Annotated in this window: 15 protein-coding genes; 13 read left to right on the forward strand and 2 right to left on the reverse strand. The window is 39.1% G+C overall.

All coding sequences use genetic code 11. The features are described from left to right. Nucleotides 1–451: 451 nt before the first annotated feature. The 13 genes from C9J45_RS19855 (at nucleotide 452) to C9J45_RS19915 (ending at nucleotide 16724) form a co-directional block, all read left to right on the forward strand. On the forward strand, nucleotides 452–1591 hold the full coding sequence (locus tag C9J45_RS19855) for a glycosyltransferase family 4 protein (RefSeq protein ID WP_107208684.1): 1140 nt from the start codon (nucleotides 452–454) through the stop codon (nucleotides 1589–1591). Continuing rightward, entirely contained in the window at nucleotides 1588–2964 is a 1377-nt protein-coding gene (locus C9J45_RS19860; protein WP_107208685.1) for a lipopolysaccharide biosynthesis protein, read from the forward strand. Before C9J45_RS19855 ends, C9J45_RS19860 begins: the two co-directional genes overlap by 4 nt. Beyond that, nucleotides 2951–4294, forward strand: coding sequence for an O-antigen ligase family protein (locus C9J45_RS19865; protein WP_107208686.1), 1344 nt, complete (start codon nucleotides 2951–2953; stop codon nucleotides 4292–4294). Before C9J45_RS19860 ends, C9J45_RS19865 begins: the two co-directional genes overlap by 14 nt. Next, nucleotides 4284–5429, forward strand: coding sequence for a glycosyltransferase (locus C9J45_RS19870; RefSeq protein WP_107208687.1), 1146 nt, complete (start codon nucleotides 4284–4286; stop codon nucleotides 5427–5429). Before C9J45_RS19865 ends, C9J45_RS19870 begins: the two co-directional genes overlap by 11 nt. A 65-nt stretch (nucleotides 5430–5494) precedes the next feature. Then, the gene (locus C9J45_RS19875; protein WP_107208688.1) at nucleotides 5495–5833 is read left to right on the forward strand and encodes a hypothetical protein; all 339 of its coding nucleotides are present in this window, start codon (nucleotides 5495–5497) and stop codon (nucleotides 5831–5833) included. 3 nt (nucleotides 5834–5836) lie between these two features. Next, nucleotides 5837–7285 carry a sugar transporter gene (locus tag C9J45_RS19880; RefSeq protein WP_107208689.1) on the forward strand — a complete coding sequence of 483 codons (1449 nt, stop codon included), beginning with the start codon at nucleotides 5837–5839 and terminating at the stop codon, nucleotides 7283–7285. Next, entirely contained in the window at nucleotides 7278–8345 is a 1068-nt protein-coding gene (locus C9J45_RS19885) for a glycosyltransferase (RefSeq protein ID WP_199187173.1), read from the forward strand. The genes C9J45_RS19880 and C9J45_RS19885 overlap by 8 nt, the downstream gene beginning before the upstream one ends. Nucleotides 8346–8355: 10 nt before the next feature. Then, nucleotides 8356–10143, forward strand: a complete 1788-nt coding sequence (locus C9J45_RS19890; protein WP_107208691.1) for a sugar transferase — start codon at nucleotides 8356–8358, stop codon at nucleotides 10141–10143. Nucleotides 10144–10194: 51 nt separating this feature from the next. After that, the gene (locus C9J45_RS19895) at nucleotides 10195–10506 is read left to right on the forward strand and encodes an STAS domain-containing protein (protein WP_105061076.1); all 312 of its coding nucleotides are present in this window, start codon (nucleotides 10195–10197) and stop codon (nucleotides 10504–10506) included. Beyond that, complete coding sequence (locus C9J45_RS19900; RefSeq protein ID WP_107208692.1) at nucleotides 10506–11291, forward strand: OmpA family protein; 786 nt, start codon at nucleotides 10506–10508, stop codon at nucleotides 11289–11291. The genes C9J45_RS19895 and C9J45_RS19900 overlap by 1 nt, the downstream gene beginning before the upstream one ends. After that, entirely contained in the window at nucleotides 11288–14578 is a 3291-nt protein-coding gene (locus C9J45_RS19905) for an SLBB domain-containing protein (protein WP_107292930.1), read from the forward strand. Before C9J45_RS19900 ends, C9J45_RS19905 begins: the two co-directional genes overlap by 4 nt. Then, the gene (locus C9J45_RS19910) at nucleotides 14575–15264 is read left to right on the forward strand and encodes a hypothetical protein (RefSeq protein ID WP_107208694.1); all 690 of its coding nucleotides are present in this window, start codon (nucleotides 14575–14577) and stop codon (nucleotides 15262–15264) included. The genes C9J45_RS19905 and C9J45_RS19910 overlap by 4 nt, the downstream gene beginning before the upstream one ends. Continuing rightward, on the forward strand, nucleotides 15261–16724 hold the full coding sequence (locus tag C9J45_RS19915) for a response regulator (protein ID WP_107261918.1): 1464 nt from the start codon (nucleotides 15261–15263) through the stop codon (nucleotides 16722–16724). Before C9J45_RS19910 ends, C9J45_RS19915 begins: the two co-directional genes overlap by 4 nt. 1 nt (nucleotide 16725) lies before the next feature. Here C9J45_RS19915 and C9J45_RS19920 read toward each other — a convergent pair whose 3' ends face one another. Both C9J45_RS19920 and rplQ read right to left on the reverse strand, forming a co-directional pair. Further along, on the reverse strand, nucleotides 16726–17694 hold the full coding sequence (locus C9J45_RS19920; protein WP_233217847.1) for a glycosyltransferase family 4 protein: 969 nt from the start codon (nucleotides 17692–17694) through the stop codon (nucleotides 16726–16728). 106 nt (nucleotides 17695–17800) lie between these two features. Continuing rightward, nucleotides 17801–18184, reverse strand: coding sequence for a 50S ribosomal protein L17 (rplQ, locus tag C9J45_RS19925; protein WP_005370955.1), 384 nt, complete (start codon nucleotides 18182–18184; stop codon nucleotides 17801–17803). Between the last annotated feature and the right edge of the window lie 29 nt (nucleotides 18185–18213).

The following is an 18213-nucleotide window of genomic DNA, read 5'->3' on the forward strand; positions in this document are numbered from 1 at the left end:
GAATTGACTGTGCCAAATAACCGAAGTTATTTGTATTGGTCACTAGTATCATTGATAAATCTTTCGACTTAACTTTTCAACGAGTGCCCACACAGATTGCATGGTCAAATTGTTAAAGAACAATACTAAACTCGGCAACCGCTTACGCCGTTGTCCGTGGGGTCGCATTATAAGAGCAAATATAAAGATGGCAAGAATAAATTAAACAAAAAAAACCAAGTGTTCATAATTCAAACAATACCTCCATTGGTGATTATTTTCACCTCTATTTGTGCATCTTCTCTTACTAAATAACCCTATCTAACCTTAGTGATGAATTGCAAAACACAAGACGTTTAATCACGATGCGATGCAATCTGTCTCAATAGCTGATGATCTTCTTACTTAAGTGCCACTGAAACATGGCACTAAGTTTGAATTCTTTATTAAAAGTCATTCGCGGAGCACTGTGATGAAGACAATAGGTTATGTGATCCCTTGTTTCCCTACTTTATCTGAAACATTCACGGGTGTTGAAATGAGAGCAATGATTGCACTTGGACATCATGTTGTTCCGTTTTCATTTATGAAAGGTCAACACTTTCAACGTGCTGATATTCCATTAATGAAGCAGTGTTGCTACCCCTCAAACCTTCCCTACTATAGTTTTCGCCACATCACCCGTTCCGTAAGAAGCTTACCTTTTATTTACCAACAACATGAGTTCGGAAAACTCGCTCTTATTCGGCAAGGCCTACAATTAGCGCTATGGGCACATAGTTACCAATGCCAGCATCTTCATGCGCATTTTGCTTGGCATAGCTCAGCGATTGCAATCGTTGCAGCAAAAATATTGAATATTCCAGTGTCATTTGTTGGGCATGGCGCTGATATCTACGCTGGGCCTCAAGATTTACAAGCCAAGCTTTCTCATTGTCAGTTTTGCTGCGCTGTGACAAAGGCAATGCATGATCATTTGCAATCACTAACAAAGACACCTGTTCACTATCTACCTTGTGGGATTGAAGAGCAAAACTATCCCACTTTAAATAATGAATGGTCTCCATCTAAGCGCTTTTTATTTATTGGTCGATTGGTTGAAAAAAAAGGGCTTATAACGTTATTGAAAGCCATACAACGACTCAAACACCCGATTGAAATCGATATTGTTGGTGATGGGCCATTAAAATCGGAACTAATATCTTTTTGTAAACGGCATGGACTCATAAACGCTGTTTCTTTTTTAGGCAGTCAAAATGCAGATTGGCTACGATCTCATGCTCAACGTTACCAAGGACTAATCGCTCCTTTTACCATCGCTAATAATGGTGATACTGATACAGGCCCACTAGTTTTAAAAGAAGCCCTTGCATTAGGGATCCCTATTATTACTACTAACCTTGTTGGTTGTACTGAGATCCTTTGCTCTGATATAGGAGTGATGATACAGAAAGATTCACCTACAGAATTAGCAACGGCAATTACAAACCACCAGCTAAAAAGCTATCAGGAATTAAAAACTCAAAGAGAGCTCGGTTATAGGCATGTCATGAAAGCCTTTACTGCAAAAGCTCAAGCGCAACGGCTATCACAGTGGATTGAAGCACTATGAGCACATTAAAAGTTGTTGCGGTTTATGGGATTGGAGTCGTCTTTTGTAAACTAATTGGATTGCTACTTCAACCTTATGTTACAGATCAATTAGGTTTGGAAGAATACGGTAAGCTTGATGTATTATTAGTTTTAACTACATTCTTATCACTGCTCATTAGTTTAGGCATCATTGATGGTCTCTATCGTTTTTATCATGATGCATCAAACCCAACACGGTTATTAGGCCAAGCCTTATGGCAAGTCATGTTATGTGGTGCAATAATTACAAGCCTACTTGTTTTTTTTAATCACGATATTCAAACGCTTTTACCTGGTCCACCGCCACTTTTTTCCTTTAATTGTTTTATTTTTACTATCTACTTTAACTCTCTTAACGCTATCCCTTTAGCAAAGCTAAGGATTGAGAATAATGCTAAACACTTTGTAAGTATTTTACTTATCACGGCATTATTGCAAGCGGCCTTAGCGCTCTTGTTGGTCACTACATGGAAAGTTGATGGTATGGCTTTAGCTGGATTGATCGCACAAGTCGTGTGTAGTGTTTTACTCTATAAACAATGGCCAATACCACGCTTCTCAATGAACCCCGCATTATTAAAATATGGTGCAATTCTAACTATCTCTGGATTATTGGGTTTTATTTCATTAGGTGCTGAGCGTTGGGCTATCGCGCATTATTTAGGAGTGGAAGCGGTATCTCCTTATGCAATTGCAATGCAGTGGGGGGTTGCCGCTAGTTTATTAATAGAACCTTTTGCGTTGTGGTGGTTTCCAAAACGATTTAGCTTTATCAATACAGAGCAACGTAAACAATACTTAGCCAATATTACTATTTTAGCTTGCCAGCTTTGCATACTTATTTCTGCTCTTGTGCTTTTGTTCGGCCCTGTTTTTTTAAGGTTTTGGCTTAATGCTGAGTTTTATTACAGTAGTGTTCTTATCCCATTCATCGCATTGTGGTTAATGCTAAAAGGCTGTTGTACTTTTCTTAATGTCGGCTGCTATTACCACGAACATGGACAAGGAATATTATTGATTAATAGCCTGTCAACGCTATTATCATTACTCGTTTTTATTTATATATTACCCTTATTTGATATTCTCGCATTGATCTATTGTGGAATTGCGATTCAAGCATTGCGCCTTTTTATTTTTTACTTTTATAGTCAATACCATCTCCCTCTGCGATATCCTCTCTCTGATTTGTTTGTCAGTTTTTCACTTATTATACTGATCTGTTTTTGTCAGCAATATCAACTCACTTATTGTCTCATTCTGTTAACTCCTCTTCTTTGCCTTCAAATCTATTGGCCTTGGCGTCACCTTTGTAACTATCGCCATGTATTACAGGTGATCTATGACAAGGGGTAAACAAATTATCATCGCTTTGTTTAGTACGATAAGTTGCTTTATTGTAAGCAATTACACGTTTAAACATTACTTTGCATTTCTTGGAATACTGTCCCTGCCCTTTGTTGTTAAGCGTGCTTTTTTACTCTGTATTTGGTTTATTCTTTTTTCATATTTTCGCTTACATGAAGCAATGCCATTCCTTGAACCCTTTAAAATACCCAAGTTATTAGCACTTGCTTGTTTGGTCGGATTAAGTTGGCAGTTATGGATGAACTATCGTAACTTCAAGTGGCACCCATTGCATACATGGCTACTTTGCTTTGCATTTTGGGTCAGTATTAGCTGTGCTTTTGCTTCTAATAGAGAAGAATCATTTGAAATGTTGTCAGGTAACTTTCTAAAAATCGTTTTAATGGTTTTTGCTATTAGTTTATTACCCACCCATATTTCTCAACTAAAAAGAATTCCTTATTTACTCTTTCTTTGTGGTTTGTTGATTGCCTCTATTACGTTGTATAACAAATATTATGAGATTGGATTAGTCGAAGAAACACGTGTCACGATCGGGCGAGCATTTGGATCAATGCTCGGTGATCCTAATGATCTCTCTTTAGTTCTGTTATTTCCGCTATCATTTACTGCTGTCTATATTTTCCATGGTCACATTTTTGCTCGTCTTATTGCGATGCTTATTAGCATAACTCTCCTAGCAGGTATTGCAGCAACGGAAAGTCGAGGCGGACAACTGGGAATAATTAGCGTGGTATTTATGTCACTGCTTCTTCGCAGTAAAAATATCGTCACACCACTTATCATTACCGCTCTTGGGATCATGGCTTTATTTGTCGCTGCAGGTATTGAAAACAGATTTGTTTCATCGGCTAGTTCAGGCGCCATTGATGAGTCTGCAATGGGGCGTCTTTATGCTTGGGGCGCTGCAATAATGATGGCAGTTGATCATCCATTTACTGGTGTTGGATTAAGTAATTTTTATAATAATTACTATTTTTACTCAGTACATTGGGATGGTAAGAACCATGCTGTTCATAGCTCTTGGTTTGAAATATTAGCTGAGAACGGATTTGTCGGGTTATTCTTATTTGCTACTTTGTTAATAAAAACTTTCCAACTTAGTTACCGCTTACTTAAACGATTAAAAAAAACAACATATCAACCACTTGCTGAAGGGCTATGGCTTGGCATGGTTTCATTTTCTGTCAGTGGTACTTTTCTCACACAAGGAACAACGTGGCCTTTTTATATTTTATTAAGCTTATTAATTGCAACCGATCGATTAACTTGTAATACAAATCAACTCCATAAAAAGGATTTGAGTCATGGATCGTGATATAGAGTTTATTATTTTTGGTGAAGATTGGGGACGACATCCATCTAGCACTCAGCACTTAATATCAATCATTGCTCAGCAATATCCTGTCTATTGGATCAATTCTATTGGTTTAAGGCAACCCCAACTGCAAGCTAAAGATATCAGGCGTATTATCGAAAAGTTCATGGCTTTTATGCGTCGTACAGAAAAAACTGAAACCTCCCCCCAATATTTAAAAAAGATCATCAAACCTCTTGTTTGGCCATTAGCTCGAAATAAAGTGATGAAGTACATCAATAAGAAGCTATTGACGACACAACTCCCCCCAAAAAAACACTATCGTGTTTTATGGATAGCCTTACCGAGTGCGATTGAATATATCGAACTCTGCCAAGCCGATTTAATCATTTATTACTGCGGAGATGATTTTTCAGCACTAACTGGCGTTGATCACGATAAAACAACGCAAGCAGAACAAACATTAAGTATGCAGGCCGACCTTATTTATGTGGCAAACAGACAATTAATGGCACGCTTCCCGAAACACAAGACACATTATTTGCCCCATGGTGTTGATCTTCATTTATTTAAATCAAAACATGAATGCCCACCAGCCATTGATAAAGATAAAAAAAATATTGGCTTTTATGGCAGTTTAAATAATTGGCTTGATTACGATTTATTACAACAACTCGCATTAGCGCGCCCACATCTTCAATTTTATTTGCTTGGGAATAAGGAGTGTCATCAAGTTCAGCAATTGCAAAATGAGAATATCCATCTATTACCTGCGATACCTCATCACCAACTCGCTAGTTATTTACAACATTGGCATATCGCTATTTTACCTTTCATCAATAATCAACAAATTAAAATGTGTAACCCCTTAAAATTAAGAGAATATTTAGCAGCCGGATGTCCTGTCATTAGCAGTAAATATAAAGCCGCAACAGAGTACTCACCTTTAGTGTCAATTGCGACAACTCAGATAGAATGGCTCTCAGAAATTGATCGCATTACACAGTTAACCCCACAACAAGTCGATGAATATAAACAAAAAGCATACCAAAGCGTCCAGCATGATAGTTGGCAACGTCGTATAGAAAAGATCATTCATACTATACAAAAAATACGATGTTCAACGACTGAATAACAAACCCTTACATCAGGCACTCTTTTTGCAGTCTTTCTTATACACACAAGAAAAAGGAATGCGTGATGATAAGAACAATCTATCTAATCATCTTACTAGGGCTGGTTGGGTGTGCCAGTTCCTCACAATCCAATAAGAAATTAGAGCTTTTTTTTAGTTCAGAGCAAGTGACGTTAACCGCAGAGCAACACCGTAAAATCATCCAATTTTTTTCAACCTTCTCATATAACCAAATAACAGCAACAGTAGGCCCTGCTAAGCTCAATAATAAATTTGACGCTTTATTACACAGTCAAAAACGAATGCAAAACATAGAGACGATCGCACAAGAGCATCAAATCCCTTTAACGTTGGAGTATTCTCCTCAAATAACAATCGATACGTTGCTCCTTCGGAGTAACTAAGGTATGCGCCACCTCTTTATAACGCGCTTATATCCATTACTTTATGGATTATGGCTTCATCGTTATTTATTAGTTTTACCCATCATCATTATGCCTTTTCTAATGACAATAGGCGGCTTTCTTAAAACTAAGTATTACTACTCTGAAACCACTATTTTGGTTCAGGAGGCCGCATTGCTTAATCCTTTTTTAGAAGATTTATCTATTTCAATGAATCTAGAGCAGCGAATTAAAGCACTCCAAGTCGTGATCCAAAGCCAATCAACTTTGGCGATCGTAATTGATGAACTCGATCTAGTGCCTGATAAAAACCCGCAAAAAATTAAACACGTCACCGCTCAACTCGAAAAAGGGATCACCCTTGATTTGACAGGTAACGATCTCGTTCAAATGAGTCTTGTATGGCAACAACCCGAACAAATTCCAGAAATATTAAATATTCTTTCTCGCATTTTCTTAGAAAAGCTACGAGCCCCTGGACGAGCATCGATTGATAATTCAGAAGTGTTTTTACAAAAACAATTAACAACAACCCAAAAAGATTTAGAGCTTGCAGAAAGTGAGCTTGCCACCTTTAAAGCAGAAAATGCGGATAACTTACCGCTCCTACAAGGCGTCAATGTTGATACTAGTATTAAATTGTTAAGGAAAATAAACGAATCAGAATTGGCTTTACTCCACGCAACAAGTAAACGTGATAGCATGTATAAAACACTGATAAATACCAACCCTGTTATCGGCAAACTAGAGCAAGAAATTGTAATGGCCGAAGCCGAGCTTGCTATATTACGTGCCAGTTATACCGATCAACATTCATTAATTAAAAATGTACTCCGCCGTTTAGAGCGTTTAAAACAAGAGCGGACTCGGCAAGTTGAGTTACAGCAATCACTTTCCCCAGATCAAATCAACAGTTTATGGCAACGGCTAGTTAATAGCACTCAAGATCCTGAAAACCAAACCCAACCTATATTGCTCAGCCAATTTGAAACCTTACAGCAAGCAGAGTCTGAAATCGATGCCATTAATCAAGAGCTCGTATTACTCAAAAAACAAGCTGCAAATATCATAGGAAAACGGGTGGAGTTTGCAGAATTAGAAAAAAAACTCACCAGTTTAGAGCGAAACTATAAGGTCAAATCGAACATTTATAACCAACTACTAGAGCGCTATGAAATGGCCAGAGTCACTGGCCACCTTGGGCGTTTTGAAGAACCAGACAAGCTCAAAATAATAGACAAACCCTCAGTACCGAATGCTCCTCAAAATTGGCCATGGTGGATGAACTTTTTGTCCGGCATTCTTTTTGGCGCAGTCATTGCTTTATTTCTTGTAGGCATCTCGATTATTTTTGATACGCGATTATATCAATCCAGCCATATCCGACAGTTAGTATCTTACCCAATCTTGGTGCGCATTCCTTACTTCTCAAAGGAACATGAACATGGTTAGAACACTACAAGTCGTCCAACATTTACGCCCTGGCGGGTTAGAAAAGCTCGTTCTGAATTTGGTGCGTTTTGCCTCATCAAAGCATCGTGTTTATGTTGCTTCATTAGAAGAAACAGCCACATCTGCTATTTCAGCATGGCCTGAGTTAGCAGCATTTAAAAACCAATTAATATTTTTAAATAAACCCTCAGGTATACATCTTCAAACCGCTTATCAATTAAGAAAAATCATTAATAAGCTAAAGATCACCACGGTTCACAGCCACCATTTAGGTCCTTTACTCTATAGTCGACTCGCACTATTAGGGCTAAGCACAACCCATATACATACTGAGCACGACAGTTGGCATCTAGAAGAGCCAAAACAACAAACCCTCACTCGTTGGCTATTAAAAAATAAACATGTTGAACTCGTCGCCGATGCCCCAACAATAGCCAAAGATCTTCATCAACGATTAGGTCGTCCAGCCGATCATATTATTAATAACGGTATCGACTGTCACTTTTACTGTATTGGTGATCAAGCCGACGCTCGTCATGACTTAGCATTGCCTCAGAAACAAATACTCATTGGTTGTGCTGGGCGACTGGTTTCAGAAAAAGGGATTGATACCATGCTTCTCGCCCTATCATCACTTCCAGAGCATTATCATCTTGTTATTGCAGGTGATGGCGAGCAGTTCTCAAACCTCAAACAGCTCGCCTGTCGTTTACAGCTTGAGCATCGTATTCACTGGTTGGGTTATTGTAAAAACATGCGTTCTTTTTATCGCGCTATTGATGTGTTCTGCATGCCGTCACGTCATGAAGGACTCCCCTTAGCTTTGCTTGAAGCACAAGCGTGCGGTAAACCGATTGTGGCATCAAATATTGGTGCGATCCCCGATGTCGCCCATCCAGAAAACAGTGTATTAATATCGCCTAATGATCCTGTCCAATTAGCTCACGCTCTAGATCATGTACTGACACATAAGACTAATGAAACAAAAACAGCGCATTTCATCCAACACGTTGCTGATGTAAGAACGATGACAGCAGCGTATGAAGCCCTCGCGAAGTAAGGAGCTAACCATGATGGTAAGTTGGTTTATTCTTTTAATTCTAACGCTAATTATTATTTATCATCATGTTATCTATAGTGCTGTTATGGTGTGGTATGGACAACATCTAAAACGAAAAACCATTACAGTAGAACCAGATAGTTTTCCAGCCATTGCGATCCTTATTCCGGCTTATAATGAGGAAGCACATATTAACGATAAACTGGCTAATTTATTGATGCTTGATTATCCCGCAGAAAAACTGTTTATCTTCATTTGTTGCGATGGTTGCAATGATGCAACCGCAAAACTTTGTCGCCAATGGGAGAGGCAATTTCAACGGGCTAATATTCATTTTCAGTTGCAAATAAGCACCAGCAATAAAGGAAAGTTAGCGCGCCTAAATCAACTTATCACGATGGCACAACCTTATGCAGAACTGGTTGCATTAAGTGATGTATCAGCGCTTATCTCGATCGATGCCCTTAAACAAGCAACCCATAGTTTTAACGATCCTAAAGTTGGTGCAATCACAGGTAATTACCTTATTTATGATGGCAATACAGGAGAGAAACAATACTGGTCTTGGCAAAATAATATGCGCTTTGCGGAATCACATTTAGGTAGTGTTATTGGTGGCAATGGCGCTTTTTATATTATGCGATCACGCTTATTTCAGCCATTGCCTTACGACACCATCAACGACGATTTCATGTTGCCGATGCAAGTGCTTAAGCAAGGTTATAATGTGATTTATAATGAATGCATAAATAGTATTGAGCTCGATATTAGTAGTAATGAACAAACCCATCAACGAAGACAGCGTATTGGCGCCGGTAACTTACAGCAACTGATCCGCTGTCGTTTTGTATTTAATCTCCACCAGCCAGGGGTAAAATGGTTATTCGCATCTGGTAAAGGTTTAAGAACCTTAATGCCTTTTCTTTTCATCATGTACCTAAGCATAACCTGTTACCTTGCCGTCCATGGCTCACTTCTCGCCATATGGTTAACGGGATTGCAAGTCGTTGGATATGGTCTTGCGGCACTACCTCTATTAGGTGTAAAAAATAAACTGTTAGATAAATTACATTATTTAATAGGTGGTTACCTATCTTCTTTAATTGGAATGCTACGCTATCTCTTTGGGCAATTTAGAGATGGCTGGAAAAAAAAGCCGCCTCTCAATACCTACCAACATTCTTTTACGATTATCCTCAAACGCTTCTTCGATATTCTTCTCAGTTTTATAGGATTATTACTCACACTTCCATTATGGCCCCTGATTGCCTTACTTATACGGTTAGATTCCAAAGGTGATATTTTTTATCGACAAGTGCGTGTAGGACAAATTAATGATGAACATATCATGTTGTTCTCCATGTTGAAATTTCGCACCATGCAATCTAACGCTGAAGCAAAAAGTGGCGCGGTATGGTCTCAAAAAAATGATCCTCGTATCACTCGAATAGGAGGGTTCTTAAGAGATACGCGATTAGATGAACTGCCTCAATTTATTAATGTGATAAAGGGAGACATGTCATTAATTGGCCCTCGCCCTGAACGCCCTGAACTATGTGGAAATTTGCAAAATGCATTGCCTTTCTACTTAGAACGAACTCGAGGCTTACGCCCAGGTATAACAGGCTTAGCACAAGTAAATCAAGGCTACGACAGCTGTATAGAAGACGTTAAAGCGAAGATCGCATGGGATCATGCTTACGCTATCGCATTAGCATCACCATTACAATGGCTTAGAATGGACTGCTGGATATTGCTCAAAACAGCATACATTATGGTAACGAGACGTGGACAATAGTTGGCACAACCTTTGAATCATATTAGTTAAAATAGAGAATAAGGAATACCTATGTTCGCATCGTCCAGCTCAGTTATCGCACTTGCTCTACAAGATGAATTTGATGCGCAAAGAGCAAGGGAGCTTGAAAGTGAATTTGATGTTCTCAGTCAAACCGAGCGAATGGAACTCGTCATTGATATGACGCAAGTCCAATTTATCGACTCATGTGGTATTGGTGCCATTGTTTTTCTTTATAAACGCTTAAAAAGCCGAGGACGTCGTTTACGTCTACTTAATGTTAACGGTCAACCTAGAGAGTTAATGCAAATGCTCAGGATTGATAAAGTGATCCCACTCATCACATCAGCAGAGTTAACTTAATGAAATCGCCTCTATTGCTGCTTATAGCCTTATTATTACTACTGACAGGTTGTAGTACTTTTTGGCCTGCGCAAGGAGAAATTCCACTTTCACCGCCAAAACAAACCCAACTCCATCAACTCGAACACCATCAGTTTGAGCTCCAATTACTCGCAACACGAGGCGCCAAACATTGTCTTCCTGGTCAATATATCCGATTACAAAACCTTTATTTAAAAGCAAGAGAAGAAGCCCTTAACGGTTTTGATCGTGATGCTGAAATTACTCTTTTAAAATACCAAACCCAGAATGCCGTGATCCAAAAGCAAATGGATTGGTTGGAATATCACACCCTATGCCTTGACCCCAATTATTCTGAAGTAGAACTCAAAGAGCGTTTCTTATTATATATGTCCGTCGATAACCAGTTTGCGTTAAATAAAACAACCTTGTTGCCTGATTATCAAGAATCACTCCGCTATGCCGCTGGAATAATTAAACGTCAAGAGCACTGGCACTTACAACTTATTGGCTATACCGATAGCCAAGGTAATGAACTGAATAACTATGCTCTTGGCTTAGAAAGAGCGAATACAGTTAAAGACTTCTTTGTTGAAAATGGCGTTGATCCTAACCAAATAACGGTGCTTAGTGTTGGAGAAACACAGGCCATTGACGATAACACTCTCACAAAGCAGCTCAATAATAGAAAAGTAGAAGCAAGAGTATTGGTTGAACACCACGCTCAGTCTATTCATCGCGTATTTGATATAAAGGACTGGCATACAATTCGAGATGGCTTATGATCCGTATCTTCTGCCTACTCATTCTCTTTATCTGCTTCCCTTTACGGGCAGACAATACAATCACGCTAACGGCAGGCGATCGCATTTTCCTGTTTGTACCTGGCGAAAAAGCATTCAGTGACGATTTCACGATTGATGATAACGGAAAAATTCAACTCCCAGAAGTCGGTACAATATCGATCGCAGAGCTCACCATCAAAGATGCTGAACAAAAAATAAAACAAAAACTATCATCTATCTATCTTAACCTTGATGACTTTAAGCTTACCTTAAAAGAACAACTCATCCGTATTCATGTACTTGGCTATGTTGAAACTCCAGGAACTGTTTCACTCAAACCTAACAGCAATATTCAATTAGCACTTGCTGCTGTTGGCGGTGCAAGATCAGGCGCGCAGTTAAACAAGTTCTCCATCATACGTAATGGCATATCTCAACGTTTTAATTATAAAAAATATTTAGATACGGGTGATACCTCCAATCTACCTACCTTAACCAATGGCGATACCCTCTTCGTCCCTGTATCTCCACTGCTCGGCAACATTGAAGTTGATTTTGATGCTGCAGCGATTCAAAACACAGGTGATTCAAACAAAAAAAATGGCTTAACATTATTTGGTGAAGTCCGAAACCCAGGAACATTTAGTTATAAGCCAGAAATGAATGTGGTTGATGCCATCATGCGTGCAGATGGTGTAACACGCTATGCCGACGTAACTAAAATTCGAGTGGTTACCGATAATAAACCTTATATATTTGATCTAAAAACCTTCTTAGATACAGGTGATACCCAGCATCTTCCTCCTATAAAAGAGGGAACCACAATTTATGCTCCGATTGAAATTGATGACATCAGTACAACGGTAAGAACCGCCTTTGTCATGGGAGAAGTAAAAGCCGCTGGCGCTTACGAAATAGGAAAAAATACAAAATTTATTGATGTGCTAGCCAATGCCGGTGGTCCGACACGTTTCGCAGATACAACTCAGATCAAAATACTCAGTGAAACAGAACCGCCAATAACGATCAATCTCGTTGAGTTTACTAAATCACCACAAGATTATGATATCCCGCTGATGAAAACAGGTGATGTCATTTTTATTCCAGAAAAAACCACCGTAAATGTAAAATCATGGCTTAAAATTACGGATGATCGCTCTATTAAAATTATCGGGGCAATCAATATTCCAGGGCGCTATGAGTGGAGCCCAGCGATGGATTTCATGGATCTACTCGCTCACGCAGAAGGCCCGACTAAACGTGCAAATTTAACGAATATTCGACTCATCACCGAAGACAAAGATCTTAATAAAGGCCATGACGTCTCTTTCTTTAATTTCCAAAACTTTATCAAAAAAGGCCATCCTAAAAGATTACTTCCTGAGCTTTCTGCAGGAATGACCATTATTATTGATGAATTACCCGATGACCCCAGTGATAATAAAGCCAGTTGGTTACGCCAAGCACCAAAAGATTCTATTTATATCTTTGGCTCAATTGGCGCGCCTGGTCGCTATGCGTTTAATCATGACCAAGGGTTTCTTGATATCCTCTCAGCCGCTGATGGGCCAAGTAATGAAGCTGACTTACAAGAAGTGCTTATTACGCATCGCAATGGTACTCAAAGCCATGTAACTCAGTTAGATCTTTCCGAATACTTTCGAACTGGGGATGAATCAGTCTTACCCAAAGTCGTTCCTGGGGACGTTATTTATATACCAAAAATATCAAAAGCTTCAGATCATCATGCAATTAAGATTATCGGTGCGGTTTATACCCCCGGACGTTTTAATTTCAACGAAAAGCTAACCTTTTTAGATCTACTTTCCATGGCTGGAGGACCAAAAAATAAAGCTAACTTATCCAGTATTCGCATTGTAAGACTTCCGAAAAAAGATCAACCCTCGGCTCAAGGGCATCAAGTACTCTTTTTTGATCTTGAGAATTTTATTAAGCAAGGAAGCCCTGAAAGTAAACTCCCCAAGCTCACATACGGCGATACCATTATCGTTGATGAACTCCCGCACAACCCTAGCGACAGTAAATCCAGCTGGCTCCGTCAAGCAGCAAGCGATTCGATCTATATTTTTGGGGCCGTAGGATCTCCTGGTCGGTATGGTTTTAATAAAGAACAAGGGTTTCTCGACATTCTCTCTGCCGCAGACGGACCAATTGGTGATGCAGATATTCAAGAGTTACTCATCACACATCGCAATGGTAAAAAAACAACCGTTTCTCGTCTCGATCTTGCGAGGTACTTTGAGACTGGTAATGAAAAACTTCTTCCTACCGTACTCCCCGGCGATGTCATTTATGTACCACAAACAACTCAAGCGAAAGATGATAAAACTGTCATGGTTATTGGCTCAGTAAAAGGTCCGGGGCGATTTAAATGGAATAGAAAACTGACTTTTTTAGAGATTTTTGCTCTTGCTGGCGGCCCATTAGAAAGCGCGAACTTAAGCAGTATTCGCATTATCAAGAAAAACAAAAACGATCCAAATAGTATTATTTATTTTGATTTAGAGAAATTTATCGATCGCGGCGGTAACTTTGCAACACTCCCAACCATAAGGGCGGGAGATACGATAATGGTCGATGAACTCCCACGTGATCCCAGTGATAATAAATCCACATGGATTCGACAAAACGCAGAGGAATCTATTTATGTCTTTGGGGCAGTAAACTCACCTGGGCGATATGCCTTTAATAGTGACTTAGGGTTTTTAGATATTATTTCAGCAGCAGATGGCCCAAATAAAGATGCTAACTTACAGCAAATAAAAATCAGCCATCGTAACGGGACCCATGCCAATGTCACAACACTAAACCTTACTCTGTATTTTGAAACTGGCGATGAAAGTTTATTACCCAAAGTAGTCCCTGGCGATGTTATCTACATTCCGCATCAAGATGGAAATTGGTTAGATAAACCTGCAAATCGCGTTGTAAGACTGATGGGAGAAGTAAAAAAACCAGGGCGTTACTCATTCAATAGCCAGATGTCTTTACTCGATTTACTAGCAGAAGCAGGCGGCCCCACGGATAAAGCCTATATAGATAAAATAATGATCGTCAATAGTTCATGTTGCGGAGATAAAAGCCAAACATTCAGCTTACGGAACTACATAAAATATCCAGCAGAAACACCGATCCCCATGCTTCGTCCAGGAGATACGGTGTATGTCCCCAATGAAGATGATTCAACAAGCACACTGTTAAGACAAGGCCTTCAAGACGCATTTAGTTTTGTAACAACCTTGCTTGTAATAGGAGCCGCATTATGAAACCTTGGTTGAGCGAAGAAATGGAACACCTATTCCAACAATTGCACCAGCAACAACTTCGCATAATCTGCGTTGCAAGCTGCAATCAAAAATGCGGAAGTTCAACAATGAGCTATTGGCTAGCTGAACGTTGCTCTGTAAACCAAACAAAAGTGCTATTGATCGATCTTGATCTTTCTGGATCAGGGCAAGGATTCGAGCCAACACCGTGGGAAACCGAAAATAAAGAGCAAAACCTTATTAATAAGCATCCCTTTCTAGATATTTTGCCCCAACCCAAAGATCAATCCACAGTGCTCACATTGCGACAGCCCCATAAACTTCGTTATCTTCTCCAGTATTGGCAACAACATTATCACTATATTATTTGTGATACAGGCAATATCAACACCGCTAACTGGCGAAATTTACCAGCCGTTAATATCGCTAATGCCAGCGATGGCATCCTTTTATGCCTTTCCGCAGCCAAGACGACAGAAAGTAAACTGCTAACAAGTATTACCAAACTAGAAAAAAGTAACTGTAATATCATTGGCCTTATTATTAATGATCAATTTAATCCAACACTCGCACAACGAATGCTAAAAAGTCTCAATACCAAAGCATGGTGGCTCCCCGAAAGGATCAAAGCAAAAATTACCGCAATGCTAAATAACAGCCAACTTCTACAAGGAAAATATCAATGATCAATCAGGTATTATTCAAACAGACTTTTTGCTTAAATTACGAGAACTTAAAAACGATCAGGCACTGGCTAAAATCACAAAGCCATAAACTCAATTTAAGTTATGAGCTGAGTCAGCATATGATTCTAGTTTGTAATGAATACTGTGTTAATTTACTTGCACATCAAAGGTTAACAGCAAGTCACGTTGAATTAAAATATGGCTTACGTAATAATCAAGCTCGATTTGAAATCATTGATAACGGCTCTCATTGGCAAGCAATGAAAGAAAAAATCAGCTCCGCAATATTACCTGAAGAGCCCGCTTGCAATAAATTAGGGCTCGCTCTGATCAATACCTACTTCCCTGACTTTAAATATTTTCTCACCAATCACCAAAATATTATTCAATTTAACCTTCCACAAAAAAAGTCAAAACCGCAACTTCTGATCGTTGATGATAGCCCAAGCCAACTCGCACTATTTGCGACCTTTCTCCGCGATCACTATCAACTCATTCTCTTCAGTAAGCCCATTGAAGCACTCGATTGGCTAGCTCATAGCCAATGCAATATGGTGATAACCGATTTACACATGCCCAATATAAATGGTTTCAGTTTTAGAGATAAAGTGACAGAGTTCAAGCACTGCCAGTCATTACCCTTTATCTTCATCTCAGCAGACAACAAAGACGCCACACTTTTAGAAGCAGCAAGAGCAGGTATTGATGACTATTTAACAAAACCACTCAATAAAGAAAAATTACTCACAATACTGAAACGAGTGTTAAAGCGCCATAGTACGCTAGCGTCTGTTTTTGAAAAACAGCTATTGGCACAGATGACACCTTACCAATCAGAATTTCCATCCAAAATTATGCTTCGAGATATCACAATAGATATTGATCAATACCCGATAAACCAAGGTGATTTTTTATTATATCGAGAACCCAAAAAAGACAAGCCTGCTATGCTCATCCTCGGAGATAATATGGGACATGGTCCATTGGCTAAAGCTAACGGTATTGGCTGGTTTGGCTATATTGCTGGCTTGCTTGATGCAGGTATAGAAAGTCCAAAAGAAATATGCGAGATACTCAACCAACAACTTATTGCTGCCCCCAATAATCGTCATTTGATTTGTTTAATGATAATGATCATAGATAATAATAATACTGTGCACATCTACAATGCAGGCATGCCTGCAGCACTTCAACTAAGTCATGATAAGAGCATACATCTAGAAGAAAATATGGGCTTATTAGGGATCAATACCCAATTAACCATAGAACCAAAACGCATTACACTAACCAAAGATGTCAGCCTTCATTGTTACAGCGATGGACTTGCTAACCACCCTATAACTATTAACCAAATCAATCGATTAACACATTATCAAGCGAAAGAAAGGCATATGAAAATTTGGCAAAATCCGCAACGCTCAGCCATAGATGATAAAACGTTAATCAGCATATATAGATAAATTACTGCTTAATTCCATAAGCGTTAGCAAGTATATTCCAGCGTTGTTTTCCACTAAATTTAGTAACAACTTGAATATAGCTATATTTAGAGCATGCCTGCCACTCTTTGTTGGTCATAGAGTCAAAACAGAGGATATACCAAGCTAACTTTGACCAATCAAACTCATCAACAAGCCATCTCGTATCTACAAGCAAAGGCAAATCACCCACTTTTGTGCCTATTACAGGAATGCCATATGCCATCGCCTCTAAAGCTGCCATTGGTAGCCCTTCTGCACGTGAAGAGATAAGCAGTAAATCAATTTTATTCCAATGAAGTGACATATCTTCAACGGCACCATGCCATTTAATATTGGGATAACTGCCCAATAAATTAGACTCTTCACCATCACCAAAAACATGAAATTTAATAGTTGGGCATTGGTTAGAAAGCTGTAGATAGCGGTCAATACCTTTGACATGACATAACCGACCAACAAAACCGACTTGAAAAGTTGTATGTCGGCGACGTAACACAAAGGGAGGAATAGAATGAATAAAGTTATTTAAGACGTAACACTGAAAAGGTACTTTCGATTTTATCTCGTCACTTACAGCAAAATTCGTTGATAAAAAACTAGTCGAACGATTAAGCCATTCATAAAAAGCTAAACGTCCAATTAAAAACTCACCGGCGTGAAAACTGGTAAGCACTCTACATCTACGTAGCAGTTTTAAACATCGCGCCCATAATGAAGATTTATATCCATGAGCATGCAGAATATCATGAGACTGAACTAGCAGTGAAAAATGGACGAAACTTGCTGAAGTAAAATATTCAATTTGGTTTTTTTCTAATAAAGGGTAAAGCGGGTGATTAGATGCTTTAGAGATAAAAACAACTTTAAACGGAATTTTCTTATCTTTAAGAAGCAATGAAAGCTGTAACACATGGCTTTCAATCCCACCAAAACCTGAACTATCAAGCATCACATAGAGCATAGTAACCACATAATGAATCCATCATTATAAATTACATGCAAAAAAAAAGCCGAGTCTAATGACTCGGCTTCTCTTCTTATTTAACGGCTATTGCTTATTCAGCAGCAGCTTCTTCCTTTGCAGGACGGTCTAATAACTCGATGTAAGCCATAGGAGCTTTATCACCAGTACGGAAACCGCACTTCATGATACGAGTGTAACCACCAGGACGCGCAGCAAAGCGTGGACCTAGTTCGTTAAATAGTTTCGCAACAACTTCGTTGTCACGAGTACGAGCGAATGCAAGACGACGGTTAGCAACACTGTCTGTCTTAGCTAGGGTAATCAAAGGCTCAATTACGCGACGTAGCTCTTTTGCTTTAGGCAAGGTAGTCTTAATTAATTCGTGACGTACCAGAGAGCTAGCCATGTTGCTGAACATCGCTTTACGATGACTGCTGTTGCGGTTGAGTTGACGACCACTCTTACGATGGCGCATGACCTAATCCTTCTAACTAGATATCAGTA

The organism is Photobacterium sp. GB-1, assembly GCF_003026165.1.
In the GTDB taxonomy this organism is placed as follows: Bacteria; Pseudomonadota; Gammaproteobacteria; order Enterobacterales; family Vibrionaceae; genus Photobacterium.